A 26,173-nucleotide genomic window follows, 5' to 3' on the forward strand; every position below is an offset into this window, starting at 1 on the left:
GTTCATGAAACGCAAAGACAAAATTGCCGTCTCCGTCATCGCCGTATTTGCGGTCGGCGTGTTGGTGTACCTGGTCGCGCCGGGCGTGCTGGGCAGCAAGCGCCAGACCACCAACGACGCCTTCGTCGCCGCTGACTTCACCCTGGTGGCGCCGCGCGTGGCCGGATTTATCAAGGAGGTGCTGGTGGAAGACAACCAGCGCGTCAAGGCCGGGCAACTGCTGGCGCTGATCGACGACCGCGATTTCCGCGCTGCCGCCCAGGCGGCCGACGCCGATACCTTGGTGGCGCAGGCCCAACTGAAAAACGCCACGGCGACCCTGGAGCGGCAAAGTTCGGTCATTGCCCAGGCCCAGGCCACCGTCGCGGCGGATCGCGCCGAAATGGCCTTCGCCGAACACGAACTCAATCGCTACAACCACCTCGCCGGAGTCGGCGCCGGCACCGTGCAGAACGCTCAGCAAGCCAAGACCCGTATCGACCAGGCCACCGCGCGCCTGGCCAATGCCACGGCCGTGCTGGCGGCGGAACGCAAGCAAGTGGAAATCCTCACCGCCCAGCGCGATGCCGCCGAGGGTGGGCTCAAACGCGCCCAAGCCGCGCTGGAACTGGCCAGTTTTCAACTGTCGTACACGCGCATCGTCGCGCCGGTGGATGGCATGGTCGGCGAGCGTGCAGTGCGGGTGGGCGCCTATGTGACGCCGGGCAGCAAGATCCTCGCGGTCGTGCCGCTGGAAGAGGCCTACGTGGTCGCCAACTTCCAGGAAACCCAGCTCTCCCATATGCATGCCGGCCAAGCCGTGCAGGTGCGTGTCGACAGCCTCGACGGTGAATTGCTCAACGGCCATCTGGAGAGCCTCGCGCCCGCGACGGGCGTGACGTTTGCCTCGGTCAAGCCGGACAACGCCACCGGTAACTTCACCAAGGTGGTGCAACGCATTCCGGTGAAGATCGTCCTCGAACCCAACCAGGCGCACATTGAGCGTCTGCGGGTCGGCATGTCGGTGGAAGCCAGCGTCGACACCTCGCCGGCCGCGCAGCAGCGCGAGGTGGCTCAGCAATGAAACGAGTGGCCTGGCTCACCTTGAGCCTCATCAGCCTGAGCGCCTGCACGGTCGGTCCGGACTTCCACACGCCCCAGAACCCGCAAGTGACCCAATGGAGCGAGCCCCAGGGCCGCCAGGCGGCCAGCCGTGCGGTCAGTGATCCGTTGCAGGAACGCTGGTGGGATGTGTTCCAGGACGCGCAACTCTCGGCGCTTACACGCCGCGCGCTCACCGATAACCTCGACCTGAAACTCGCCAGCAGCCGTCTGCAACAAAGCCGCGCGGTACGCCAGGTGACCACCGCCGAGCGTTATCCGAACGTCAATGCCAACGGTGATTACCTGCGACAACGCAACAGCGGCAAAGGCTTGAGCGACCCGTCCGGCAACAATGGCCGTTCGGCGTTCAACCAGTGGGACATGGGCTTCTCGGCCTCCTGGGAGCTGGACTTCTGGGGCCGCGTCAAACGCGAAACCGAAGCCGCCGACGCCACCCTGCAAGTGGCCGAAAACGATCGTCGCGCGGTGCTGTTGTCAGTGTTGGCCGAGACCGCCCAGGACTACATCCAACTGCGCGGCGTGCAAAACACCCGCGCCGTCACCGAGCAAAACCTTGATGTCGCCCGCCACAGCCTCAAGCTGTCGCAGTTGCGCTTGGCGGACGGTGTGGCGACGGACCTGGACGTTGCCGAAGCCGCCGCTCAAGTCGCCGCCATCGAGGCGCGCCTGCCGGATCTGCAACAGCGTCAGGACCAGCTCATCAACGCCCTCAGTCTGTTGATGGGCGAGCCGCCACAAGCGCTGCACGCGCAGTTGTCCAAGGACGCCGCCGTGCCGCAAACCCAGCGCCAGGTCGCGATTGGTCTGCCGTCGGAGCTGGCCGAACGCCGCCCGGATATCCGCCAGGCCGAGGCGCATTTGCATGCCGCCACTGCGAGTATCGGTGTGGCCAAGGGCGATTTCTACCCACGCATTACCTTGTCCGGCAGCCTCGGCTCCCAGGCCATGCAACTGTCGGATTTTGGCTCCTGGGGATCTCGCGCTTTTGCCTTCGGCCCGCAGTTCAGCTTGCCGCTGTTCAATGGCGGGCGCCTGCAAGGCATGTTGAGCCTGCGTGAAGCCCAGCAACAGGAAGCGGCGCTGGCGTACCAACAAACCGTGTTGCGCGCTTGGCATGAAATCGATGACCAACTGACCCGCTACAACGCCAGCCAACTGCGCCGCGACAGCCTTGCCGAAGCCGTGCGCCAGAACCAGATTGCCCTGCGCACCGCGCAGCAGCAGTACGTTGAAGGCGTGGTGGATTTCGTCAACGTACTCACCGTGCAAAGCGCGCTGCTCGCCACGCAAGAGCAGTGGGTGGAAAGCTCGACGGGCGTGTCGCTGGCGATGGTCGGCTTGTACAAAGCGTTGGGCGGCGGCTGGGAATCGGTGTACCCGCTGAAAACCGCCGGGCGCTAAGTACAAAGAGTTTTTGTCAGTCGCTAAATAAACTGTAATGATAATTGCTCTCAATAGTGTATCTGAGCTTTTTCATGGACAGCGCGACTGACGGCCAGCAACAGCTTCACCTCCTGTACCGCGACCATCACGGCTGGCTGCAAGGCTGGCTGCGCAAGCGCCTGGGCGATCGCGAGCATGCGGCTGACGTGGCGCAGGACACCTTCCTGCGCCTGCTGGTGTCCGGGCGCTTTCCCGGCGACAAGGAAAGCCGCAGCTACCTGGCGCAGATCGCGCGCAACCTGGTGATCGACCAGTGGCGCCGCCTGCGCATCGAGCGCGCCTACCTGGAAAGCATCGCGCACCTGCCCGAGCCGGAATCGCCGTCCCTGGAAACCCGCGCGCTGATCCTTGAAACCCTGATGCAGATCGACGCCATGCTCGACCGCATGCCCGGCAACGTACGCCAGGCGTTTTTGCTGTCGCAGTTCGAAGGCCTGAGTTATGCACAGGTCGCTGAGCGCTTGGATGTCTCCATTAGCTCGGTGCAGAAGTACATGACCCGCGCCATCGTCGCCTGCTACCAAGTGGCCTACGCCGAATGAGACACGACGCACCTATCGCCCCGGCGATTGTCGAGCAGGCCAGCGAATGGCTGATGCTGCAATGGGGCGGCGACCTGCAAGGCGAACAACGCCAGGCTTTTGCCCGATGGCAGGCTGCCGATCCGGAACATCGTCGGGCCTGGCAGCGTTTGCAGCAGCTGCAGCACACCCTCGGCAGCGTGCCTACCGACAGCGCCCGCGCGGTGTTGCGTGACACGCCGGATACGCAGCGCCGCGCTGCGCTCAAGCTGCTCGGCCTGCTGCTGGTCGCCGGCGGCAGTGGTTACTTGGTGCAACGCAGCGAACCCTGGCAAGCCGCCTTCGCGCAATACCGCACCCGCACCGGCGAGATTCGCCACGTCACCCTCAGCGATGGCACGCGCCTGGACCTCAACAGCGACAGCGCGGTCGACCTGCGTTTTAGCGCCAGTGAGCGGCGTATTCGCCTGATCCGCGGCGAGATCCTGCTGACCAGCGGCCACGATCCCTTCCGCCCGTTGATCGTCGAAACCCCAGCGGGCGATGTGCAGGCGCTGGGCACTCGTTTTGCCGTGTGCGACCTGGCCGATGGCAGCCGTGTCGACCTGTACGAAGGCCGTGTTCGCGTGACGCCGTTACAGGGCGTAGCCGTGCAGATGAACGCCGGTGATAGCCTGTGGTTCGACCCGCATCAAAGTTCGGCGCTGGCGGCGGTGGGCGCCAATGCCAGCAGTTGGACCGAGCACCGCCTGATCGCCGAGCGCCAGCCGTTGGGCGAGTTCGTGGCGCAACTGAGCCGTTATCGTCCGGGGCTGCTGCGGTGTGATCAGGCGGTGGCCGGTCTGCTGCTGACGGGCGTGTTTCCGCTGAACGATACCGATGCCATCCTCGCCGCGCTGGAGCGCTCGTTGCCGGTGCAGGTGCAGGCGGTCACGCGTTATTGGGTGACGATCAAGGCGCGAGTCTGAAAATTTTTGCACCCAGGCTTGTCGGTTTTTACATCCCGTTCGGGATACCTCTTGAAAGCCAATCAAGAAGCGATCTCACGGGGAGTCCTGCAATGCCGCACCACCCAATCCAACCCTTGGCCCGCGCCCTGCGCCGTGGCGTGTTTGTCAGCCTGTTGGCGACGGTGCCGATGGTACCGACGCTGGTCCATGCCGAAGAAAGTACCGAGGCGCAGCGCAGCTACAACATCCCGGCCGGCAGCCTCGACCAGGCACTGAATCGCTTTGCCAGCGCGTCGGGCATTTTGCTGTCGGTGGACGCGACGCTGACCGAAGGCAAGCGCAGTGCGGGCCTGCAAGGGCGCTATGGCGTCGGGTCGGGTCTGGAGCGGCTGCTGGCGGGCAGCGGCCTAATGGCGATGCAATCCCAGGGTGGTTGGTCGTTGCAGGCGGTTTCCAATGGCGGACCTTTGCAACTGGGCGCCACCCAGATCAGCGGCCAGCAAGCCCAGGAAAGTGCCTGGGGCCCGGTGGACGGGATTGTCGCCACCCGCAGTGCGTCCGGCAGCAAGACCGATTCGGCACTGGTGGAAATTCCGCAGACCATCAACGTGATCACCGCCGCCGAGATCAAGGCGCGCGGCGCGCAAAGCGTCACCCAGGCGTTGCTCTATACGCCGGGCATGAGTGCGGGTGGTTTCGCCGACCGGGTGAAGCTGTTCGATGAACCGACGTCCCGGGGCTTCTCGCCTACGCCGCTTTATCTGGACGGTCTGCACTTGCCTTATGGCGGCGGCAGCACCGGCGGTGCGTTGCAGATCGAGCCGTATTCCCTGGAGCGCATCGAAGTGCTCAAGGGCCCGGCCTCGGTGCTGTACGGGCAGAACCAGCCTGGCGGCATTGTCAACATGGTCAGCAAGCGCCCCAGCGAAACGCCGATCCACCAAGTGGTACTGGAAGCGGGCACCTACGAGCACAAAAGCGCGGCCATCGACCTGAGCGGTCCCCTGGATGAGCAAGGGCAGTTTTTGTATCGCCTGACCGGCTTGGCCAATGACGGCCAGGACGAAATCAACTACGTCGAAAACAAACGCCAGTTCATCGCCCCCAGCTTTACCTGGCTGCCCGACGATGACACCCGCGTGACGGTGTTCGCCCAGTACCAGAAAGACAAAGGCGTGCCCGAAGCCCAGGGGTTGCCGGCGTCCGGCACGCTGTGGGCCAACCCCAACGGCAAGATCAAGCGCGACCTGTTTATCGGCGAGCCTGGCGTCAACCAGTACAACCGCGAGCAATACGCGCTGGGCTACGAGATTTCCCATCGCTTGAACGACACCTGGACCCTCAAGCAAAACGCACGTTATGCCGAGGTCGACGACCGCTACACCGCGCCGTTGCACGGCTACCGTTTCGTCGCCAACCCGACCACTGGCGTACAGGATCAACGCTACCTGCAACGCTTCGGTGTGGACTGGGCGCAGAACAACAAAGTGTTTGGCGTGGACAGCATCGCCCAGGCGGAATTTGATACCGGTGCCTTCTCTCATACGATGATCTTCGGCCTGGACTACTACCATTCCAACTCGCAGTTCCACGGCTTGTACGACCGCAATCCGCCGATCATCGACCTGTTCAAGCCGGTCTACGGCCAGCGCCTGAATTTCGGCCAACCGTACCGCTGGGACCGCACCATTACCCAGACCGGCCTTTACGTGCAGGACCAGATCAAGTGGGACAAATGGGCATTGGTACTGGGCGGGCGCTACGACTGGGCCAACGTCGTCAACAAAGAGCCCCTGGCCAACACCCGGTTTGCCAGCAAAGACCAGGCCTTCACGGGCCGTGCGGGCCTGGTGTACCTGTTCGATAGCGGCCTGGCGCCGTTTGTCAGCTACACGGAATCCTTCCTGCCACTGGCCGGCACTGACGCCAACCAGAAGCCCTTCGAGCCGTCTACCGGCAACCAATACGAAGTCGGTGTGAAGTACCAACCGCCTGGGCAGAAGAGTTTCGTGCAGGTCTCGGCCTATCAACTGGACCAGGAAAACGTGCTCACCACCAACCCGGTCGACACCACCTTCAGCACCCAAAGCGGTGCCATGCGTTCACGCGGCGTGGAAGTGGAAGCCAAGGCCGTCCTCAGCGATGCCTGGGACATCGTCGCGTCGGCTTCGCGCAACGACATCAAATACACCAAGGACAACGACGGCCGCGAGGGTCGCCATCCCGCCGGTATCTCACCGCTGACCGCGTCGATGTGGGTCAACTACAGCGTACTTGGCGACACCCCGTTGGCCGGCCTCGGCGCAGGCCTGGGTGTGCGCTACGCTCGCCAGAGCCTGGGTGATTACTACGAAGGTGCCTTTACTGTGCCCTCCTACAGCGTCTACGACGCCAGCCTGAGCTACGACCTGAGCCGCTCGCCGCTGAAACTCAAGGGCGTGAAGCTGGCGATGAACGTGCAGAACCTCACCAACAAGACCTATGTGTCGCAGTGCACCAGTGACCTGGATTGCTACTACGGCGAAGGGCGTACGGTGGTGTCGAGCCTGACCTACGACTGGTAGGCAGTCGGTTGTAGGACACGTCCTGATTGAGTCGGGTGTGAACTTTAAACGTCTCGCGAGCGTTAGCTTTTGGCTGGCCACCCTCGCGAGATACGGCCTATGTCTGTCGCTGAAGATCCCTATGCCACACCACGTTCCCGCCTGAGCTGGATGCCGGTTCGCGAACCGGTATTCCTGGTGGTCGCCCCGCGCAAACTCCTCGTCTTGGTGCTGCTGACCCTGGGCGGCTACTTTGCCTACTGGCTCTACCAGCAATGGGCGCTTCACCAGCAAGCCAGCGGCAAGACGCTGTGGCCCTGGGTTCGGGTGATGTTTCCGGCGTGCTACTTCTGTTCGCTGATCCTCAGCGTGATGCGTGAACTGGAGCAGGGCGAGTCGGCCTACCATTGGTGGCCGCGCTGGCTGGCGGCGGTGATCTTTGTGGGAGGGTGCTTGCCGTTCACCGTGCTGTGGCTGTTGTCGCCGTTTGCCGCACTGGCTGTCGTTGCCTGCATCGCCGTGTTGCAGGTGGCGTTGGCGTTGCAGCTGCAGTGCGCGATCAATCACTTGGAGCAGGATCCCGAGGGAGAGGGAAACGCACGCCTGACGCGCGCCAATTGGCTGGGAATAGGCATCGGGCTACTGGGATGGGGCTTGCTTGTTACCGTCTGGGGCGCCGGATAAGAGAACGGCGTTTCAAGGGTTTTGCAAAAACACCACATACCCTCGAAACCACTCGCTCGTTTGCAAATACTTCGGTTCCTCCCACGCCCCGTCTTGAATCAAGCCGATCTTGAACGGCAACCCCAACCGATTCATTCGTGGCAAATACGCCGCGTAATCCGGGATGCTGTGGCGCCCCTGGTACGTCTGCACCACCACTTCATCCACCACGCCCTTGAGCTGGGCTATGGCGGTGGGGTCGGCATTGCTGCTCCAGTCCATCAGGCCGGTGATGCTCAGGCGCAGGTCGGCGGGCAGGCGCTGGCGCAGGTCGCGCAGGAAGTCGGCGTATTCGTGCAGGTACTGGGTGCGGGCGTCGAAGTCGATCTGAATGCCGACCACCGGATTGCCTGCGTCCCGCCAGCGTTGTACCTGGCCAAGCAGTTGGGTGTAGACCTGTTCGGGCCAGTGCAGGGTGTGGGCGCGATAGACAATCCAGATGTCGCCCTGGGTCAGGCGCGGCACGCTGATGCCTTGGGCGATCATCTGCACGCCGCGCCTTGGCGCGCGGCGCGTGGAGTTGATCTGGCCCTGGAGGATGTACAGGGTTTTCGCCTGCTTGAGCACCGGCTGTGGCGCGACGCCGCTCCACAGCCAGAAAGCGTCATAGTTGCGGGCGTCGACGGCGCCGAAGGCCGAGCTTGCCAGCAACAGCAAGCCGAGCCACAGGTGTTTCACCAGTAGTACTGCAGCGATTTGCCCCACTGGGTGTCGGCGTAGCTGGTTTTCAGCTGGCGGAACCAGGCTTTGCGCACGGCCGGTTCCACGTCCACGCCGCCGCAACTGTTGTAGCCCGAAGGTCCGTAGCAGTTGATGGCGCGGAACAGTGCGTAGGCCTTGTCGTTCTTGGGGGCCTTGGCGTTGCCGATCACCTGTTTGTAGCCGTCCAGGCGCGAGAAGGTTTCACCCTTGAAGTCCGATGCACTGCTGCCCAGGCTGCCGGCGGCGCGCGCCTGTTCCAGTGGCATGCCGTCCAGGCCATTGCGCAGGATGAATTCCCCCAGGCAGTTCAGGCCCTGTGGGTTCTTGGCATCGGCCTGCAAGGTCGCAGCGATTTGCGTGATGCTCGGGCAGGCGTAGCCGGACTCGGCTTTGTCACCGTTCCACTGGAACAGCTTCAAGGTCTGGCTGGCGCTGTAGACATAACCCAGGCTGGTGCCCAGTTTGTCGTCCGGGGCAGCGGCTGGCAGTTGCTTGAGGTCGTCGGCGAACGTTGCGTACTGGCCGCGCAGCAGGTCTTTGTAGAGCAACACGAATTGCGCGGTCTGGCGTTCCAGGGGGGCGCTGGCCCCGGCGATCTGCTGGCGCAACAACTCGGGACCGGCGACGTTGCGCAGCAGGATGTAACGCACCGGCTTGGCGCTGATCGGCGAATCGGTGGCAAACACCTTGGCCAACTGGCCGCTGCGCTCGTAGTTCATGGCCAACGCCAGCTCAAGTTGGTCGCGTTGCAACGGCAGTTTCGCCAGTGGCAGCAGTTGCAGCCAGAGCGCTTCGGCGCCTTTCCAGTCTTGCTTGGCTTCCAGGGCCAGGGCGCGCAGGGTCTGCTGGCTGAAGGCGAAGTAATTCAAGCTCGACGGCACGCTCTGGGGCAATTGTTTCAGCGCGGCGTCCGGCTGATGCTCGGTATACAGCGCAGACACCGCGAGCAAGTAGTCATACAGCTCCGGCGCGCCGGCGAACGCCGCTTTCTGCTTTTCCAGGTCGGCGCGAGAGAGGGCGGGCTGGTTGCCACCGCGCATCACCATCAGGTCACTGACAAACTGGATCATCGGCGTGGTGACGGTCTCGCTATTGACCATCAACAGCTTGAGGTCGGCTTCCTCCACCAGATCATCCAGCGACACATTGCGCTGCGCGTCAGTCGCTTCGGTCATCGCCCAGCCGAAGGCCTCGGCGAGTTTGGTGTTGTCACCGGCCAACCAATAGACGCGACGCAGCAGGCCGCGCGCGGAGGCCAGGTAGTCGCCCTGTGGATAAGTTTTCAGGTAACCGAGGAAGCCTTCTTCGGCATCACTCAGGGCGGACTTATCCACATGCTCAAGCTGCGGCATGCCGTACTCGTCAAAGGCTTCAGCCTGGGCCTGGTTCAAGGAGGTACGTGCGGTCATGTACAGCGCGGTTTCCTTCAGCCAAGGCACCTGGCTGGTGCTGGCGGCGGCAAAACCGCGCTCAGCGTCACCGAAGCGGCCGCTGTAGAAGTCGGCGGCGGCTTGCAGGTAGGTACGGAACAGTTGGCCGTCGTGGGACTGGATCTGCTGGGCGTCCACCACCTGGCCTTCCCACGAACAGGCCTTGAGCAGTTGCAAGCGCGCCTTTACCAGCAACTCACGCTCGGCTGCCGGCATGTCGGCCTTGATCACCTGGCTGATGAAGGCCGTGGCGCTGTCATCATCGTTGCTGCGGCAACGGCTGCCTTCGCCAGTCAGGAACGCTTCGCCTGCGGTCTTGTACTCGTCGCGCTGGATGCCCAGGGGCTTGAGCAGGGTGTCGAGTTCGGCGGTGCGCGAGTCGTCCGGCTTGTTGTCGGGCTCATCGTTTGTCGCGGGAATAGGCGCCAGGCGATAGACCGGGAAGGGCACCGGGCCGAAGCCCTGGGACAGATCATCTTCGCTCAGGGCGTTGGGGGTAAGCGGTTCGGCCTGTTTGTCCGCCAGCAGCAGGCGCAGGTTGACGCGACTGTCGTTGCCGGGGCTGAGGAAGGGCAGGTTACTGCAGGAATCGAGGCTGTCACGCGAGACGCGCCAATCGGGGTAACACGAGTCGTCAGAGCTGGCCTGGGCCTGTTGGGTGATGCCGGCAAGCAGTGCCAGTGCCAGGGGTGACAGAAAACCGATGCGCATGGCGTGTCCTTGATCCTGAGTCCTTGGAGGGGGGCAATAATAGCGTGTTCCTACGGTTGCTTCGGAGAAGCCCTGCACAAATTACTGATTTGTCCGATTCCAGCAGCCAGCCTGGGTCTTTTGTCCTAGAGTGGCGGTGTTTGCGCTTGGGCAATCGGGGGAATCGAGGTGCGTCGGTCTGTGGTAGAGCAAAATGAAAAGGTCGGGACGTTACCCGCACTCAATCGCCTCAGTTGGGAAGGTACCGGCTGGATCAGCCGTCTCTGGTGGGTGCCGATCCTGGCGCTGGCCATGGCCCTGCGTCTTTACAATCTGACGTCGGCGGCGATTTGGGGCGACGAGGGCTCTAGCCTGCTGCTCAGCGAATACGCCTTGGGCGACCTGTGGTTCCACGCGGCGCACGATGTGCACCCGCCGTTGTATTTTTTCCTGCTGCGCGGCTGGATCGAACTGTTCGGCGACAGCATCTGGTCGATTCGCGGCATGAGTGCCATTCCCGGCGTGGTCGTCGTGGGCTTGGGCATCTGGCTCACGCGGCAACTGTCCACCCGCCGTGCGGCGGTGCTGGCGGGGATCCTGCTGGCGCTGTTGCCGACGGCGGTGCGCTACAGCCAGGAAGTGCGCATGTATTCGCTGCTGGGCGTGTGGCTGCTGGGCGCCACGCTGGCGCTGGTGTACTGGGTGCGCCAACCCGAGCGCACGCGGTATCTGGCGGCGTATGTCATCTTGATGACGGCCGGTTTCTACACCCATTATTTCACTGCACTGTGCGTGTTAGTGCACTGGGCCTATCTGGGTGTGCTGGCTGGCACGATGCCGCGTGACCAGCGGCTTATCACACGCCCGGCCTGGTGGGTGGCCAACGCCGCGATTGTGTTGCTGTACCTGCCGTGGCTGCCGAACCTGCTGGACCTGGTGCAGCATGTCGAACAGCTCAAGGTGGGCGGTGATATTGGCTGGGAAGAGCCGGTCAGCCTGTTCTCCCTGCCGTCGATGATGTGGCAGTTTGTGCTTCAAGACGAAGGTGTCGGTTTCTGGTCGCCGCTGTTCTGGCTGTTCCCGTTGCTACTGGTGGCTGTCGTGTTTGCCACCGCTTGGCGTGACCGTGAGCGCTATCGGCCGGCCAGCCTGTTGGCGCTGTTTTTCCTGTTGCCACTGCTGTTGGTCTACGGGGTGTCATTTATTTCCCCGGTGTTTATCGAACGTTACCTGACGGTGTATGCCCTGGGTTTGCCGATCCTGCTGGCGATAGCCATCGATCGTCTGCCATCGCGGTTTTCACTGCTGGGGGCGGCGCTGTTCGTGCTGTTTGTCGGCGTGGAACTGGTGGGGTTGAAAAACAATTTCACCGTGGACGAACACGACCAGTTCAACGTGCCGGTGGAATTCGTCAACCGCAATTACCAGGAAGACGACCGCATCGTCCTCAGCGACATGATGTGGTACCTCAGCTACGTGTATTACGACCAGACCGACGCCCAGTTGCAGCTCTACACTCCGCCCAAACCCGACGGCACGCCCACCCGGCCGAATGCCTACGGCTTTGGCACGTTGGTGGACCAGGACGGCGGGCGCATCTACCTCGACCACCTGTCGGCACTGCCCGCAGAGACCCTCCGTGTATGGCTGATCAGCAGCAACGAAGCCCCCGACGACTTCGCCCCGCTGCCCGAAGGCTGGCGCGAACTCAGTCGCCAGGATGGCGGCGGCGCGCGGGCGCGGTTGTTCGTGCTGTGCAACGTACCGTCGGCACAACCCGAGGGCTGCCGCTAGACTGGGTTGACACTTTTCTATCAGGAGCCCTCCATGGAATCGCCCGTACATAGCTTGCCGTCACTGTTCAAACAGCTGGGTTTGCCGGATGACCCGGTGAGTATCGAGAAGTTTGTGGCGGTTCACTCGCCGCTCAAGCCGGAGCTGAAACTGGCGGATGCGTTTTTCTGGACGGACAGCCAGAAGGCGTTTTTACGCGAGGAGATTCTGGAGGATGCGGATTGGGCTGAGGTGGTGGATGAGTTGAATTTGATGTTGCGGGGTGGGCGAGGGGTGTAAAAAAAACTTTGCTGAAACACGATAATGTAAAAAAAAATGGTGAGAGGTAAAAAAAACTGGGCTTTAATCGCTCAAGTGAATTTTTTCTGGGGAAGCTCACCTTGGCGACAGTCGGATATGCCTATCTCTGCGAATCGCTGGATTTAAAGGTCATCCCGCTTCAGCGCGTCGCGATGATTAAACCCGTGACCAGAATCACCTTGATCGGCAACTGCCTGGCGGTTCCGCATGCCGTCGCACCTGCGCAACATGCCCTGTTTGAGCACGTGCTGTTCGCACTCAAGCATGAGGGTGTGAATCTCGCCATACTTGCCCAGGTTTTTGAACGTCTTGGTCCGGAGCAATTTTTGGCCGGTTTGGCGGAGTCCCCCCATGGCGCCTTTATCCGTAAAGCCTGCTATTTGTGGGAAGGATTTACCGGGCGAGCGCTTGATTACGCACTACCTGTTCGGGGGCGTGTTGTTGCCTTGTTTGATCCCGAGCGCTATGTGACTGGCCCAAGCATCCGCAACAGTCGTTGGCGAATTGATTTTAATGGCCTGGGCTCTCTGCATTACTGCGCGACTGTGGAGAGAACGCCTGAGTTAGAGGCGTTGTTGGCGCTTGATGTGTTGGGTCGCGCCAAATCCTTCATGGCCACGCTCCCACCCGAAATGATGGACCGCGCGATCCAGTGGGCCTATCTCCACGAAACCCGCGATTCGTTCGCCATCGAAAAAGAACAACCCAGCGAAGAAAAATCCCGACGCTTTGTCCAGCTTTTACGCCAGGCCCACGAAGGGCGGCTGCTGACAGAGGACTACTTGGTCGAGCTGCAAAACAGCACCGTCTCCAACCCGTTCGACAAAGCCGTCGCATTCCGCCATGAACAAAACCACCTGCACAACGGCCTGCGTGGTGCAGCGGGTGTCAGCTATGTACCACCTGCTGCGGCGCTCTGTCAGGACCTGATGGAAGAATTGATGGCGTTCGCCAACCAGCCTGTGAGAGAGGTTGATCCATTGGTGGCGGCTGCCGTCACTGCTTTCGGCTTTGTGTTCCTGCATCCGTTCATGGACGGTAATGGGCGCCTGTCTCGCTTCCTGATCCACCAAACACTCTGCCACTACGGCGCGCTGGAGAACGGGCTGTTGTTGCCTGTTTCCGTTGCGATGAAGCACGAAGAGGCGGCCTATCTGGAGGCGCTCAAGTCGTTCTCCCAACCCAGGCGGGAATTCTGGAGCGTGACTTGGCTGGATGGCGATGAAATGGCCTTCGAGTTCATCGGCCACCCGTCGATTTACCGCTACTGGGACGCCACCCGCTGTGTCGAATTCACCCTGCAAATGGCTCGACGCGCATTGGAAGTGGAACTGCGTGAAGAAACCGAATTCCTCGACCGCTACGACCGCGTGATCAAGGCCGTGAACCAGCGTTATGACGTGCGCGGCAGTGATCTGTCGAAGCTGGTGATGATGTGCCTGGACAACGAGGGCAAGGTTTCGAAGCATCGGCGCAAGCAGTTTCAGTACAGCGTGGCGGAGGAGGTGTTTGAGTTTATCGAGGAGGAGACCCTGAGGTTAATCGGGGAGTAATAGGGCGATCCTGAAATTTTGTGGAGAATATGGGATATGTCCTATTTCTTTATAGGACGCGGACTATGGTCGCAGCAGGCGTTTTTTCTTATCAAAGGGAGGACCTCCTATTGACAAGAGATGCGACATGCAAAAACTAATTCCGCGTAGACAACTACAAAATTTTGATCCCTCGACAATTGAACCTATAAGTCCTTTTTTTGCGACATCAATTGTTGAGTCTCAACTTTCCTCTACTGCCCATTTATTCGGTTTGTCTGAACTCATCCGTGAATGTGGTGTACGTTTGAGTTCGTGTGTAGCGAGGAATGAGCGAAAAGGAATACTTGAGAAAATTAAAAGTGGAGAGTGGCTGCTTATTTCAGAGCGGGTGGGTGCTTTAAATGACGCAGGTGCCAGGCGATGTATCCCTATCGGATTCTCTCCTCGCCAGCCTGAGAGCGAGGCGGCGGCAGGGCCAGGAAAATGGGCATTTTTTAGCATCGATTATGACGGAGTGAAAAACACCGCGATTATAGCCGCCAATCGATTAGGGTCTATGGGAGATCAAGGTCGAGTATTTGGTTCTGACGGTAAAGATTTAGCAAACACGACCAGAACACTCATTCAGCAATGGGTACCACTTAATGATTTCGAGGAGCACCGCATCGCGGATTCTGCTATCCGTCGATATGGCGAGCTGCGGCATACCCCGCAACGGTTTCTGGAAGGAGAGGACAAGTGGCAGGTTGGGGGGAAATAGTGGCACTGGCAGCCAGTTACGCAGGATGAGGCGTATGAGATAAAGGGTGGAACAAAATGAGCCGTCGTAGAATTTGGCTGTTGTGGGGAGCGATGGATGCGATTTATCTCATTTGGTACTCAATCAATAGTTTTTTAAATAACAGAATCCCGTATTTGACTGACGTAGTAAACGCGTCAACTGTTTTGCAGGAGCATAGTGTTGTGCAACTGTATATGTTTGTGTTGGCGTTGATTTTACACGTGTCAATATTTGCATCGTGCGCGATGTTTTTTTTTCAAAAAAGATCAGTCTGGTGGCTTGTCTTTTTCCAAACGCCTTTACGGCTTGTGCTTGTTATTCCGTCCGTTTCACTACTGTTAGTAGGCGCTCGAATCGCCCCGCATTACAGCCTGCCGTTAATGGCTGGCTTGATCGGCGCTTCGGAGATTCTAAAAGTCTGGAGCGTGTGGCGATGGAGCAGAAAAAGGTGATGCTTTTGTCTGTCGCGCCAGATCTTTCATGGTAACCCTGCCTCCAGAAATGATGGATCGCGCCATCCAATGGGCTTACCTCCACGAAACGGGTGTCAGCCATGTACCACCTGCTGCGGCGCTCTGTCAGGAACTGATGAAAGAGGTGATGGCGTTCGCCAATCAGCCTCCGTTCGCTTGAGGCATCAATGGGGTACGCCACTTTCTGGAGGCCACTGGCGAGCGGTATGCACCAGAGCCACAATCCTCACCACGTTTGGCTCAAGTTGATAAGCGAGCCGGTAACTCGGATGGGGAATGACCTCGCGCGTTCCAGAGATTCGACCTGAGGGGCCTATTTCCGGGTTTTGGGCCAAGCCAGCTGCTGCGATGCTAAAACGCCGGTCCATGTCGGCAGCGGCCTGCGGGTTTTTATCGAATAGAAAATCCCAGATTTCTCGACGATCCTGCCCGGCCTCGGGCGTCCAGGTAACCCTCATTCAAGGTTATCTACTTGAGCGCGCCTCGCTGCAAATTCGGCCTCCAGGTCTTCGTTGGAAATCTCTCGGCCTGCCCGAATGGACGCGCGCGAGGCATCTACTTTGCGTTGTAAGAATTCGTCATATTCCCGTGTCTCCTGTTGAGACTGCACAAACTGACGCATCATTTCCCGCACGATTTGCGACGCCGGGCGATGCGAGGCTTCGCACTCTGCCATGAATTGGTCGCGCAACTCTGATTCCAGTTTCATAGTGAAGACGGCTAATTTGGTCACAGTTGAGGTCTCGAAATGGTATGTACAAAGTATATACATCGTAATTACCAATAGAAGTGAGGTCAGGCAGGAGGCGACTAACGGTTTAGAGCAATTCGGCCGATTGCACCCTCGTCGCTTCTCATCAAAATCCGGCACCCGCGCCCAAACCCGCTTTACTTACCCCAACCCCCCACCACCCATCCGCTAAATTGTTTCAAAACTTGACGCATTTGGATCCATCCACCATATTGATAGTTAGCAAACTAACTGTATGCGAACTATCCAGTGCCTCAATCCCTCGAACAACTCCAGATGAACCTCAGCAGCAGCATGGTGGTGGGCGCCCGTAACTGGCGCAAAATCTGCCAGACCACGCTGGTGAGCTATGGCATCTCCGAAGCCTGCGCCGTGCCGTTGTTGATGATCGGCCGCTTGGGCGATGGTGTGCATCAGGTCAAGGTCGCCCAGGCGTCGGGGATGGAAAGCCCGTCGCTGGTGCGCCTGCTCGACCGCCTGTGCACCGACGGTTATGTGTGCCGCACCGAAGACGTGCATGACCGTCGCGCCAAGGCCCTGAGCCTGACCGAGCGTGGCCGTGAGCTGGTGCAAGCGGTGGAAGTGCAGCTGGTGCGCCTGCGTAAGGAAGTGTTGGCCGACATTCCCCACAGCGATATGGAAGCCGCGCTGCGAGTGCTGCGCGCCTTCGAGGCGGCGTCGCTTTGAACGGATTTTTTACCGGTTTCCCGCCCGCCCGTGATTGGTTCTACGGGGTGCGCACCTTTGCAGCCTCGATGATCGCGTTGTACATCGCCATGCTCATGCAAATGCCGCGTCCGTACTGGGCGATGGCCACGGTGTATATCGTTTCCAGCCCGTTTGTCGGCCCAACCAGTTCCAAGGCGTTGTACCGCGCCATCGGCACGTTCATGGGCGCCGCGGCGGCGGTGATTTTTGTGCCGATGTTCGTGCAATCGCCCTACCTGCTGGTGGTGGTGATTGCCTTGTGGACGGGCACGTTGTTGTTTCTGTCCATGCACCTGCGCACCGCCAACAACTACGCGCTGATGCTGGCCGGGTACACCTTGCCACTGATCGCCTTGCCGGTGGTGGATAACCCGCTGGCGGTGTGGGATGTGGCCGAGGCGCGCACCGAAGAAATCTTCCTGGGTATCGCAGTGGCAGCGGTAGTGGGCGCGATGTTCTGGCCGCGCCGCCTGATGCCGGTATTCGATGGCTCGGTGGCCAAGTGGTTTGCCGACGCTCAGGTCTACAGCCAACGCTTTCTGACGCGCCAGGTTGAGCCTGAAGAAATCAGCACCTTGCGCGGCGGCATGGTCACTACCTTCAACACCCTCGAATTGATGATCGGCCAGTTGCCCCACGAAGGCGCCCGGCCGCAGACGGTGCGCAACACCAAGGAACTGCGCGGGCGCATGATCCACCTGTTGCCGGTCATCGATGCGCTGGATGATGCCGTGTACGCCATCGAGCATCGCGCACCGGAGTTTCTTGATCAGCTCAAGCCTTTGTTGGAAGAAGCCAGCGCTTGGCTGGAAAGCACTACCGAGCAAGCACCCCTGGAACGCTGGCGCGTGCTGCGCGACAAGGTCGACGCCGCTCAACCCCAGGGCGAAGCGCTGGACGACCGGCACACGCTGCTGTTCTCCAACGCGCTCTACCGCCTCGCAGAGTGGATTGACCTGTGGCAAGACTGCCGCAGCCTGCAAGCCGCCATCCAGTGCGAAAGCCAGGACACCTGGCGCGCCGTCTACCGCCATTGGCGCCTGGGCCGGCTCACGCCGTTCCTCGACCGTGGCCTGATGTTCTACTCGGCGTTTTCAACGGTTACCGCGATTATCGTTGCCTCGGTGCTGTGGATCCTGCTCGGTTGGACCGACGGCGGCAGCGCGGTGATCCTGGCCGCCGTCGCCTGCAGCTTCTTTGCCTCGATGGACGACCCGGCGCCGCAGATCTACCGGTTCTTTTTCTGGACCGCCATGTCGGTGCTGTTCGCCAGTCTCTACCTGTTTTTGGTGCTGCCCAACCTGCATGATTTTCCGATGCTGGCGCTGGCGTTCGCCGTGCCGTTTATCTGCATCGGCACGCTCACCGTGCAGCCGCGTTTTTACCTGGGTATGTTGCTGACGCTGGTGAACACCTCGTCGTTCATCAGCATCCAGGGCGCCTATGACGCCGACTTTCTCAACTTCGCCAACGTCAACCTGGCGGGGCCGGTGGGTTTGCTGTTCGCCTTTGTGTGGACGCTGATCGCGCGGCCCTTCGGCGCCGAGCTGGCGGCCAAGCGCCTGACGCGTTTCAGCTGGCGCGACATCGTCAGCCTCACCGAGCCCGCGACCCTGGCCGAACACCGGCACATGGCCGCGCAAATGCTTGACCGCTTGATGCAGCACCTGCCGCGCCTGGCCCTGATCAATCAGGACACCGGCACCGCCCTGCGCGATTTGCGCGTGGCGCTGAACCTGCTTGATCTGCTCGCCTATTCGCCGCGCATTCTCGGCGTGCCACGGGTGCTGCTCAACCAAGTCGTCGAAGGTGTGGGCGGTTACTTCAAAGCGTGCCTCAAGGCCGGTGAACGCTTGCCCGCGCCGAGCGGTCTGCTGATGACCCTGGACCGTACGCGCCGCGCCCTCAACGGCCAGGGCCTGCAAGACGAAGACGACACCCGCCTGCATCTGCTGCATGCGCTGGCGGGCTTGCGCCTGTCGCTGCTGCCGGGCGTGGAATTTATTGGCGGCACCGAGATGGAAGCGCCGCTGCCTGATGGAGCGCCTTTATGATCGGTGATCTGGATATCAGCGGGGTGTTCCTGCCCACGCTGCTGGTGCTGATGGGCATTACGTACGTGTTGTTCCTGGTGGTGCACGGGTTGTTGACCCGGCTCCACTTCTATCGCCTGGTCTGGCACCGGGCATTGTTCAATGTGGGGCTCTACGCGCTGTTGCTGGGCGCGGTGGACTCACTCAGTCGATACCTGATGACATGAAAAAACCTTTTTTGACCATCGGCCGTGTAGTCCTCACGCTGTTGATCGTGACGTTTGCGGTCGTCGTGGTGTGGCGCATGGTCATGTACTACATGTTTGCCCCCTGGACCCGTGACGGCCACATCCGTGCCGACATCGTGCAGATCGCGCCGGATGTGTCCGGGCTGATCCAGCGCGTGGACGTGCGCGACAACCAGTTGGTGACCAAGGGCCAAGTGCTCTTTGCTGTCGACCAGGACCGCTTCAAGCTGGCGTTGCGCCAAGCCCAGGCCGCCGTGGCCGACCGCCAGGAAACCCTGGCCCAGGCCCAGCGCGAGTACAAACGTAACCGCGGTCTCGGCAACCTGGTGCCCAGCGAGCAACTGGAAGAAAGCCAGTCCCGCGTAGCCCGTGCCCAGTCGGCCCTGGCCGAAGCGCAGGTAACGGTGGATTCTGCGCAGCTCAACCTCGACCGCTCGGTAGTCCGCAGCCCCGTGGACGGCTACGTCAACGACCGTGCGCCGCGTACCCAGGAATTCGTCACCGCCGGGCGCCCAGTGTTGTCGGTGGTGGACAGCAATTCTTTCCATATCGATGGTTATTTCGAAGAGACCAAGCTCGACGGCATCCACGTCGGCATGGCGGTGGACATCCGTGTGATCGGAGACAACGCCCGCCTGCGCGGACATGTGCAGAGCATCGTCGCCGGTATCGAAGACCGCGACCGCAGCAGCGGCTCCAACCTGTTGCCCAACGTCAACCCGGCGTTCAGTTGGGTGCGCCTGGCCCAGCGGATTCCGGTGCGCATTGCCTTCGATGATGTGCCGGCGGACTTCCGCATGATCGCCGGGCGTACGGCTACCGTCTCGATCATCGGCGATAAGGTTAAAGACGGAGACCAGCCATGAAGCAGCTGTTGGCGACCGCCGCGCTGGGTTTGCTGCTGTCGGCCTGCCAAGTGGTGGGGCCGGATTACACGCTGCCGGATAAAGCCGCCGTCAACCGTGGCGACCTGCAAGGGCAGATTGCGGGCGAGGGCAACAACGTTGTGTCGGCGCCGGTGCCGGCGGACTGGTGGAAGCTCTATAAAGACCCGCGCCTGGACGAGCTGGTGCGCCAGGCAATGGCCTCCAACACCGACTTGCGTGTGGCCGCCGCCAACCTGCAACGCGCGCGTTTCCAGACCCAGGAAGCGGAGTCCGCAGGCGGCTGGAGCGCCGGCGCCAAGGCGGAGGCCCAGCGCCTGCAAGAGTCGGGCGAAGCCTTTCTGCTGACAGAGAAAGTCCCAGTGGCCAATATTGGCAGCGCCAGCATCAGCACGTCCTACCAGTTCGACTTGTTCGGCACCCTGCAGCGCGGCATCGAAAGCGCCCAGGCCAGTGCCGACGCGGCCCAGGCGGCTGCCGACATCGCGCGTATCACCCTGGTGGCAGATGTGGTTCGTTCCTACACCCAGGTGTGCGCGGCCAACGAAGAACTGGCGATTGCCAACGAGTCCCTCGACCTGCAAGCCCAGAGCACTCAGCTCACCCAGCGCCTGCGTGACGCCGGGCGGGGTGATGAAACCCAAGTGACCCGTTCGCAGACCCAGTACAAATCCTTGCGCGCCGACATGCCACGCTACGAAGCGGCACGCCAGGCCGGGTTGTTCCGCCTGTCGATGCTGCTGGCCAAGCCGCTGGACCAACTGCCGGTGGGCACCGCCAGCTGCGCCGAGCTGCCGCACATCGCCCAGTTGCTGCCGGTGGGCGACGGCGCGACCCTGCTCAAGCGTCGCCCGGATGTGCGCCAGGCTGAACGCCAACTCGCCGCCGCGACTGCACGTATCGGCGTGGCCACCGGCGCGCTGTACCCGGACATCAGCATCGGCGCCACGGTGGGCACTGTCGGGATTCTCGATGACCTGGGCACTCCGGCGACCAACCGCTGGGGCTTTGGCCCGCTGATCAGCTGGTCGGTGCCGACCAACGGCGCCCGCGCCCGTATCCACGAAGCCGAGGCCGCGACCCAGGGCGCTTTGGCGCATTTCGACGGTGTGGTGCTCAACGCCATCCGCGAAACCCAAACCGGCCTCGCGCAATACACCGCGCAGTTGCAACGCCGCGACGCCCTGGCCGAAGCGGGCGAGTCTGCCCGCGAAGCCGCAGACCAGACCCACCGCTTCTTCCAGGCCGGCCGTGCGTCGTTCTTGGCCGACCTGCAAGCCACCCGCACCTACACCGATGTGCTCGCGCAACTGGCCGCCGCCAACACCCAGGTTGCCATGAGCCAGATCGACCTGTTCCTGGCACTGGGCGGCGGCTGGGAAAGCGGACGAACGCAACCTGCGCCGGCCAGCAAACCCTGAGCAAATAGCTATGCTTTGACAGGCGGATCGCCGTGACGATTCGCCTGACACTGCTCGCGTTTGCTCATGGGGATTCCAATAATGAAAAACCCTTATGCTCCCGCTTTCTGGTGCGTGCTCTTCGCACTGGTGCTGTTATCGGCTGCTTATTTCTACGGCGTCATGCTGGCTCACCAACTCGACAAGGCGATGGTGTTTCTCGACAGCGCATGCCTGGTGATCGGCACCCTCTCCATCGGCGTCGTGGCCTGGGCCTCCTACCAGAACCAACGGGTGAAGAAAAAACTCCTCGAACAAGGCAAGACTCGCGTGGCGATCTGGGACACCAAGGTCGCGTTGCGCCGCGTTGAGACCGTGTTCGACCGCTACTTCTGGGGCAGCTACTGGCAACCGGGGCGCACCTTTCAGGAGGTCATGGGCGACCTGACCGGCACGCCCCTGGAAAAAAGCCTCGAAGTCCTGAAAAAACAGTGCGTGGCACTCGATCAGCAAGTCGCGGACGGTAGGCACTGGCTGAATAACGCGCGGGAATTGTCCGACGTGGCCACGCAAATGGCCCGCGAGCGCTACCAACTGGACTTCTGCGACCCCAAGGCCGACACCCCCGGCAATGCCGTGATACACCGCGAGTTTGAGGTGCTGGTGTACACCTGGACGGCACGCCTGAAGAGTTTCGACCACCAGTTGGATGAAATTGAGCTGGAGTATTCCTGAACTAGTGCTGATCTGATCCCTCTGAAAAGCTGGGCCGTTCGCGGCCGCCAGTGCTAATCTTCCCCCGCTTTTGGCGGGCTTGAGCCAACCCTTATGGGTTCAAGGAAGACAGCCCACTTCTCACAGGATTTGATCAGGTCACTTCATGAATAAGCCAGCCGTTGTTCTTTTGGGTTTCGTTGTCGCCGTCGGCGTTGTCAGTGCAGGCGGTGCCTGGTACACCGGTAAGCAGCTGGAGCCGGTGCTGCAAACGGCGGTGCAAGACGCCAACAAGGAACTGCAACGTTCCATGGCTGGCGTCGACGGCACCGTGGCCCTGGAGCTGGTGTCCCTGGACCGTGGCCTGTTCAGCAGCACCGCGCACTACCGCCTCAAGGGCCAGGGCTCATTCTTCGGCGAGCAGAACCCGAACCCCGAGCTGCTGTTTGTCGACCATATCGAACACGGCCCGTTGCCGTTCTCGCGCCTGGTGTCGCTGAAGTGGCTGCCGGTCATGGCCACCAGTCACTATGAGCTGGAAAAAAACGCCACCACCGAAAAATGGTTCGCCGCCGCCAAAGACGTGTCGCCGCTCAAGGGCGTGGCCAATATCGGCTACAGCCGTTCGGTCACCGGCAACCTCGAATTGCTGCCGCTGGAATTCAAGGACGAGACCTCCTCGGTGAGCTTCTCCGGCCTGAACCTGGACTTCGACAGCACCGCCGAGGGCAAGAAGGTCAAGGTGGATGGCTACATGAACAGCCTCAAGCTGGACGTAGTCGACGCCAATGGCGCGCCGTTCAACGCCGAGCTCGCCGGCCTGACCGTGGCCAGCAACCTGGAAAAATCCACCTTCGGCTTCTACACCGGGCAGAACACCGTAGAACTGAGCGATACCAAGCTTACCTTCGGCCCGCAGAAAGCCGTGCTGACCCTCAAGGGCTTCGAGCAGAAAGACACCAGCGAAATCAAGGACAACAACATGTCCGGTCGCGTCGACTACAAGATCGACGAGATCGGCTACCAGGGCAAACCAGTCGGCTCTGCTGCCATGGCCCTGAGCTTGAAGAACATCGACGTGCCGTCCGGCCTGGTGCTGACCAAGCTGTATCAAGACAAAATGCAGCCGGTGCAGGCCGCTGCCGCCGCCGGTCAACCGGTGCCTGAGCTGCAACTGACCGAAGCCGAGCAGACCCTGGCAGAAGCCAACGTCAACCAATTGCTGGCCGCCAAGCCGCATCTGGCGCTGGAAAACCTGTCGCTGAAAACCACCCACGGCGAAAGCAAGTTCAATCTGGTGCTGGACCTGGCCAAGCCGACCTCCATGGAGCTGCCACCGGTTGAGTTGGGCAAGCAAATGGTCTCGCTGCTGGACGCCAACCTGACCCTGTCCAAGCCAATGATCGCTGACGTTGCCGCCCTGCAAGCGCAGGTCGGTGGTGTGACCGACCCTAAAGCCATCGAGCAGCAATCCCAGATGGCGAGCGAGATGGTCAGCGGCATGGCGGTCGGCACACAGCTGGCAACGCTGGTCGGCAGCGACGTGGTCTCCAAGCTGCATTACGCCAACAATGAAGTGACCTTCAACGGCCAGAAGATGACCGTCGAGCAGTTCATCGGCTTTGTGATGTCCAAGGTCGGTGCGGTCGGCGGCGCGCAGTAAAGATTTCGCCATCGCCCAGAAATAATTAATGGGGGAGCGGGGTTGTCCGCGATAAGGGTCAAAAGGCCGGCACTCATGTCGATTAGCCACCCTTCATCGCAGGCAAGGCCGCTCCCCCATTGGTTTTTCAGATTTGTAGGGCAATTCTGAACAATTGTTATGAATTGTCATTTTTCATACAGGCGTCGGGGATAGTTCATACAGGAAAGCTAGGTCGGGTCACGAGACGCCGACACCCTGATGCAAATTGCTCAGGACCACCTATCGTTACAGCTTTCCGTGTGTAAGGAAGCTCACGATATGCTGCGAAACCTCCCACTCAGTGCCTCAGGCCGGTTACGGCTGCTCATCGGGGTAACCTTGTGCAGCCAGTTGCTGATGCCCACCTTCGCCATGGCCGACCCGGCTTATGACGCCCTGATCATCCAGGCGCGCAACGGCAATTTCACACCCGCCTTGACTCAACTGCGCCAACTGCCTGCCGAGCGCCAGACGCCAGGCCAGATCAGCGACCACCTGGTGATTGCCGGTTGGGCCGGCCAGGATGCCGAAGTGCTCAAGGTGTATGAGGCACAGGGTCAGAATCGCAACTTGACCGCCCAGGCCCTGGCCACGGTCGCGCGCACTTATCGCAACCAGAAGCAGTGGGCGCAGGCCGAGGCGGTCTATCGCAAGGCGTTGCTGCGGGAGCCGAGCAATGTCGACCTGCAACTGGGCCTGGCCCTTACCCAGGCTGACGGCGGCAAAGCCAGCGAAGCGGTACAACGCGCTCGCGCGCTGGTGGCTGCCAAACCGGATGATCCGAATCGACGCATGGCCCTGGGCTATGCGCTGACCCGCGCGGGCTTGCAGTACGACGCGCTGCACGAATTCGACCAGGCGTTTGTCCGCGCAGGCGACAAGCCGGAAGTAGCCCGCGAATACGTCGTTGCCTTGCAAAAGGCACGTCTGCCCGAACCTGCATTGCGCCTGTCTGCCCAACGCCCCGGTCTTGTCGACCCGGTGACCCAACGTCGCCTGGAAGGCGACCTGGCCGCCGAGCGCGTGCGCATGGCCGAGTTCGCCACGCGCACCGAGAAAGAACGCTACGTCATCGCCGATCGCGCCTTGCAGGGCTATGACCAACTCCTCGCCCGCTGGACCCCGGACCCCACGGCCAAAGACGACGTGGTGCGCTGGCGTATCGATCGCCTGGGTGCGCTCAAGGCGCGGGCGCGCACCGCCGAGGTGATCCGCGAGTACGAAACCCTCCAGGCCGAAGGTGTGCAGTTGCCCACCTATGCGGTGCGTTGGGTGGCCGCGTCCTACCTCGACCAGCGCCTGCCGGAAAAGGCGGCGCCGTTGTATCGCCAAGCGCTGAGCGCGCCCGATGCGGACGTGGGCGACCGCGTTGAAGACAGCACCGCTTTGTTCTATGCCTTGCTCGAAAACGACCAGGTGGACGAAGCGCGGGCCGTCGCCAAGAACCTGGCCGACAGCCAGAAACCCCGGGTTGAACTCAAGGGGCTGCCCATCGGCAACCCTAACGATGAGTGGATGGACGCCCAACAATTGGCCGCCCAGGCCGGCACCTATGGTTCCGACCTGCCGTCCAGCGAAAAGGCCCTGGAAGAACTGGTCGGCAAGGCGCCTGGCAGCATCGGCCTGCGCCTGGCGCAAGCCGAGATGTACCGCGCCCGCGACTGGCCACGGCGCGCCGAGCAATCGCTCAAGGAAACCGAAGCGCAAAGCCCGCGTGACATCGGCCTGGAAATGTCTCAGGGCTTCACCGCCCTGGACCTGCAGGAATGGCGTCAACTCGACATCCTCACCGACGACGTGGTCGCCCGTAATCCCGACAATCGCCAAGTGCAGCGCCTCAGTCGCCTGCGCGATGTGCACGACATGGCCGAGCTGCGGGTCGAGGCCTACACCGGTAAAAGCTTCGGCGGCGGCAACAACGGCGATGCCGGTGCCGTCTCGGGTAGCCGTGACTGGGGCATTGAAAGCCGGATCTACACGCCGCCCATCGACGAAGACTGGCGCGTGTTCGCCGGTGCCGGCTATGCCACTGCCGACTTTGAAGAAGGCACCGGTCACCACCGTTGGCAAGTCGTTGGCGTAGAACGGCGTACCCGCGACATGACCATTGAAGCCGAGGTCTCCAACCACTCCTACGGCGATGGCTCCAAACAAGGCGCCGCCGTGTCGATTGCCCGCGACATCAACGATAACTGGCAATACGGCGGCAGCCTCGGCTACCTGCTGTCCACCACACCGCTGCGGGCGTTGAATGAAGGGATCACGGCCAACGGCGGCAGCGGTTTTATCCGCTGGCGCGCCAATGAAAGCCGCGAGTGGAAACTGACCCTCAGCCCGTCCCATTTCAGCGACGGCAACGACCGCTTCGAAGCCTTGCTCAGCGGCCGCGAAGGCCTCTACAGCTCGCCCAAGGTGCAAGTAGACCTGGGCCTGGAAGTGGGTGCCAGCCGCAACAGCAAGGAGGACACGATCTACTTCAATCCGAAGTCAGACTTCACCGTGTTGCCTGTCCTCAACATCAATCATGTGCTCTATCACCGCTACGAGACCCAGTGGAGTCAGCAGTTCCAGGTCGGTGCGGGTACTTATAGCCAGCAGGATTATTCCACCGGTGGCATCGGTCTGGTGGGCTACGGCCAACGCTATCGCTGGAACGATGTGCTGGAAGCCGGCGCCAACCTGAGCCTGATCAGCCGACCTTACGACGGTGATCGCGAACGCGATCTGCGTCTGCTCGTCGACCTCACTTACCGTTTCTAGAA

General features: G+C 61.3%; 24 protein-coding genes. 20 read left to right on the forward strand and 4 right to left on the reverse strand.

Annotated features, from left to right (window positions below; translation table 11 throughout):
• The first annotated feature begins 4 nt into the window (after positions 1-4).
• From H096_RS16740 to H096_RS16765, 6 genes are all read left to right on the forward strand, one after another.
• Positions 5-1,063: an HlyD family secretion protein gene (locus H096_RS16740; protein WP_033900096.1), complete on the forward strand. Its 1,059-nt coding sequence runs from the start codon at positions 5-7 to the stop codon at positions 1,061-1,063.
• Complete coding sequence (locus H096_RS16745; RefSeq protein ID WP_033900098.1) at positions 1,060-2,505, forward strand: efflux transporter outer membrane subunit; 1,446 nt, start codon at positions 1,060-1,062, stop codon at positions 2,503-2,505. The genes H096_RS16740 and H096_RS16745 overlap by 4 nt, the downstream gene beginning before the upstream one ends.
• A gap of 74 nt (positions 2,506-2,579) precedes the next feature.
• Positions 2,580-3,089, forward strand: coding sequence for a sigma-70 family RNA polymerase sigma factor (locus tag H096_RS16750; protein WP_033900099.1), 510 nt, complete (start codon positions 2,580-2,582; stop codon positions 3,087-3,089).
• On the forward strand, positions 3,086-4,036 hold the full coding sequence (locus tag H096_RS16755) for a FecR domain-containing protein (RefSeq protein ID WP_033900100.1): 951 nt from the start codon (positions 3,086-3,088) through the stop codon (positions 4,034-4,036). The genes H096_RS16750 and H096_RS16755 overlap by 4 nt, the downstream gene beginning before the upstream one ends.
• Positions 4,037-4,128: 92 nt before the next feature.
• Positions 4,129-6,582 (forward strand): TonB-dependent siderophore receptor, encoded by a 2,454-nt coding sequence (locus H096_RS16760; RefSeq protein WP_033900102.1) that lies wholly within the window; start codon positions 4,129-4,131, stop codon positions 6,580-6,582.
• Positions 6,583-6,681: 99 nt separating this feature from the next.
• Complete coding sequence (locus H096_RS16765) at positions 6,682-7,245, forward strand: hypothetical protein (protein WP_033900103.1); 564 nt, start codon at positions 6,682-6,684, stop codon at positions 7,243-7,245.
• A 12-nt stretch (positions 7,246-7,257) separates the two neighbouring features.
• Here the strand turns inward: H096_RS16765 and H096_RS16770 are convergent, their stop codons facing one another.
• Together H096_RS16770 and H096_RS16775 are read right to left on the reverse strand one after the other, a co-directional pair.
• The gene (locus H096_RS16770) at positions 7,258-7,962 is read right to left on the reverse strand and encodes a DUF3142 domain-containing protein (protein ID WP_033900109.1); all 705 of its coding nucleotides are present in this window, start codon (positions 7,960-7,962) and stop codon (positions 7,258-7,260) included.
• Positions 7,959-10,127, reverse strand: a complete 2,169-nt coding sequence (locus H096_RS16775) for a hypothetical protein (RefSeq protein ID WP_033900111.1) — start codon at positions 10,125-10,127, stop codon at positions 7,959-7,961. The genes H096_RS16770 and H096_RS16775 overlap by 4 nt, the downstream gene beginning before the upstream one ends.
• Positions 10,128-10,295: 168 nt before the next feature.
• Here H096_RS16775 and H096_RS16780 point away from each other — a divergent pair, with 168 nt between their 5' ends.
• From H096_RS16780 to H096_RS33945, 6 genes are all read left to right on the forward strand, one after another.
• A complete protein-coding gene (locus H096_RS16780) occupies positions 10,296-11,900 on the forward strand; it encodes a glycosyltransferase family 39 protein (protein ID WP_033900113.1) in 1,605 nt (534 codons plus the stop codon).
• 33 nt (positions 11,901-11,933) lie between these two features.
• Positions 11,934-12,179, forward strand: coding sequence for a DUF2789 domain-containing protein (locus H096_RS16785; protein ID WP_033900115.1), 246 nt, complete (start codon positions 11,934-11,936; stop codon positions 12,177-12,179).
• A 101-nt stretch (positions 12,180-12,280) separates the two neighbouring features.
• Positions 12,281-13,753: a Fic family protein gene (locus H096_RS16790; protein ID WP_033900117.1), complete on the forward strand. Its 1,473-nt coding sequence runs from the start codon at positions 12,281-12,283 to the stop codon at positions 13,751-13,753.
• A 127-nt stretch (positions 13,754-13,880) separates the two neighbouring features.
• Positions 13,881-14,495 (forward strand): hypothetical protein, encoded by a 615-nt coding sequence (locus tag H096_RS33940; RefSeq protein WP_156717490.1) that lies wholly within the window; start codon positions 13,881-13,883, stop codon positions 14,493-14,495.
• A 56-nt stretch (positions 14,496-14,551) separates the two neighbouring features.
• Positions 14,552-14,968 (forward strand): hypothetical protein, encoded by a 417-nt coding sequence (locus H096_RS16795; RefSeq protein ID WP_033900118.1) that lies wholly within the window; start codon positions 14,552-14,554, stop codon positions 14,966-14,968.
• A gap of 28 nt (positions 14,969-14,996) precedes the next feature.
• Positions 14,997-15,149, forward strand: a complete 153-nt coding sequence (locus tag H096_RS33945; protein ID WP_156717491.1) for a hypothetical protein — start codon at positions 14,997-14,999, stop codon at positions 15,147-15,149.
• 4 nt (positions 15,150-15,153) lie between these two features.
• Here H096_RS33945 and H096_RS33325 read toward each other — a convergent pair whose 3' ends face one another.
• Both H096_RS33325 and H096_RS16800 read right to left on the reverse strand, forming a co-directional pair.
• Positions 15,154-15,447 carry a type II toxin-antitoxin system RelE/ParE family toxin gene (locus H096_RS33325; RefSeq protein ID WP_082461616.1) on the reverse strand — a complete coding sequence of 98 codons (294 nt, stop codon included), beginning with the start codon at positions 15,445-15,447 and terminating at the stop codon, positions 15,154-15,156.
• Positions 15,444-15,722, reverse strand: a complete 279-nt coding sequence (locus H096_RS16800) for a hypothetical protein (protein ID WP_033900182.1) — start codon at positions 15,720-15,722, stop codon at positions 15,444-15,446. Before H096_RS16800 ends, H096_RS33325 begins: the two co-directional genes overlap by 4 nt.
• A 294-nt stretch (positions 15,723-16,016) precedes the next feature.
• Here H096_RS16800 and H096_RS16805 point away from each other — a divergent pair, with 294 nt between their 5' ends.
• The 8 genes from H096_RS16805 (at position 16,017) to pgaA (ending at position 26,171) form a co-directional block, all read left to right on the forward strand.
• Positions 16,017-16,427 (forward strand): MarR family transcriptional regulator, encoded by a 411-nt coding sequence (locus H096_RS16805; RefSeq protein WP_033900120.1) that lies wholly within the window; start codon positions 16,017-16,019, stop codon positions 16,425-16,427.
• Entirely contained in the window at positions 16,424-18,502 is a 2,079-nt protein-coding gene (locus H096_RS16810; protein ID WP_033900122.1) for an FUSC family protein, read from the forward strand. The genes H096_RS16805 and H096_RS16810 overlap by 4 nt, the downstream gene beginning before the upstream one ends.
• Positions 18,499-18,708: a DUF1656 domain-containing protein gene (locus H096_RS16815; protein WP_010214247.1), complete on the forward strand. Its 210-nt coding sequence runs from the start codon at positions 18,499-18,501 to the stop codon at positions 18,706-18,708. The genes H096_RS16810 and H096_RS16815 overlap by 4 nt, the downstream gene beginning before the upstream one ends.
• The gene (locus tag H096_RS16820; protein WP_016976684.1) at positions 18,705-19,595 is read left to right on the forward strand and encodes an efflux RND transporter periplasmic adaptor subunit; all 891 of its coding nucleotides are present in this window, start codon (positions 18,705-18,707) and stop codon (positions 19,593-19,595) included. Before H096_RS16815 ends, H096_RS16820 begins: the two co-directional genes overlap by 4 nt.
• Positions 19,592-21,034 (forward strand): efflux transporter outer membrane subunit, encoded by a 1,443-nt coding sequence (locus tag H096_RS16825; RefSeq protein ID WP_033900123.1) that lies wholly within the window; start codon positions 19,592-19,594, stop codon positions 21,032-21,034. Before H096_RS16820 ends, H096_RS16825 begins: the two co-directional genes overlap by 4 nt.
• Positions 21,035-21,115: 81 nt before the next feature.
• A complete protein-coding gene (locus tag H096_RS16830; RefSeq protein WP_033900124.1) occupies positions 21,116-21,748 on the forward strand; it encodes a hypothetical protein in 633 nt (210 codons plus the stop codon).
• A gap of 145 nt (positions 21,749-21,893) precedes the next feature.
• Positions 21,894-23,390 (forward strand): YdgA family protein, encoded by a 1,497-nt coding sequence (locus H096_RS16835; RefSeq protein WP_033900126.1) that lies wholly within the window; start codon positions 21,894-21,896, stop codon positions 23,388-23,390.
• A gap of 300 nt (positions 23,391-23,690) precedes the next feature.
• Positions 23,691-26,171, forward strand: a complete 2,481-nt coding sequence (gene pgaA / locus H096_RS16840; protein ID WP_033900128.1) for a poly-beta-1,6 N-acetyl-D-glucosamine export porin PgaA — start codon at positions 23,691-23,693, stop codon at positions 26,169-26,171.
• The last annotated feature ends 2 nt before the right edge of the window (positions 26,172-26,173 follow it).

This window comes from Pseudomonas sp. FH1 (assembly GCF_000510895.2).
Classification (GTDB): Bacteria; Pseudomonadota; Gammaproteobacteria; order Pseudomonadales; family Pseudomonadaceae; genus Aquipseudomonas; species Aquipseudomonas azotoformans_A.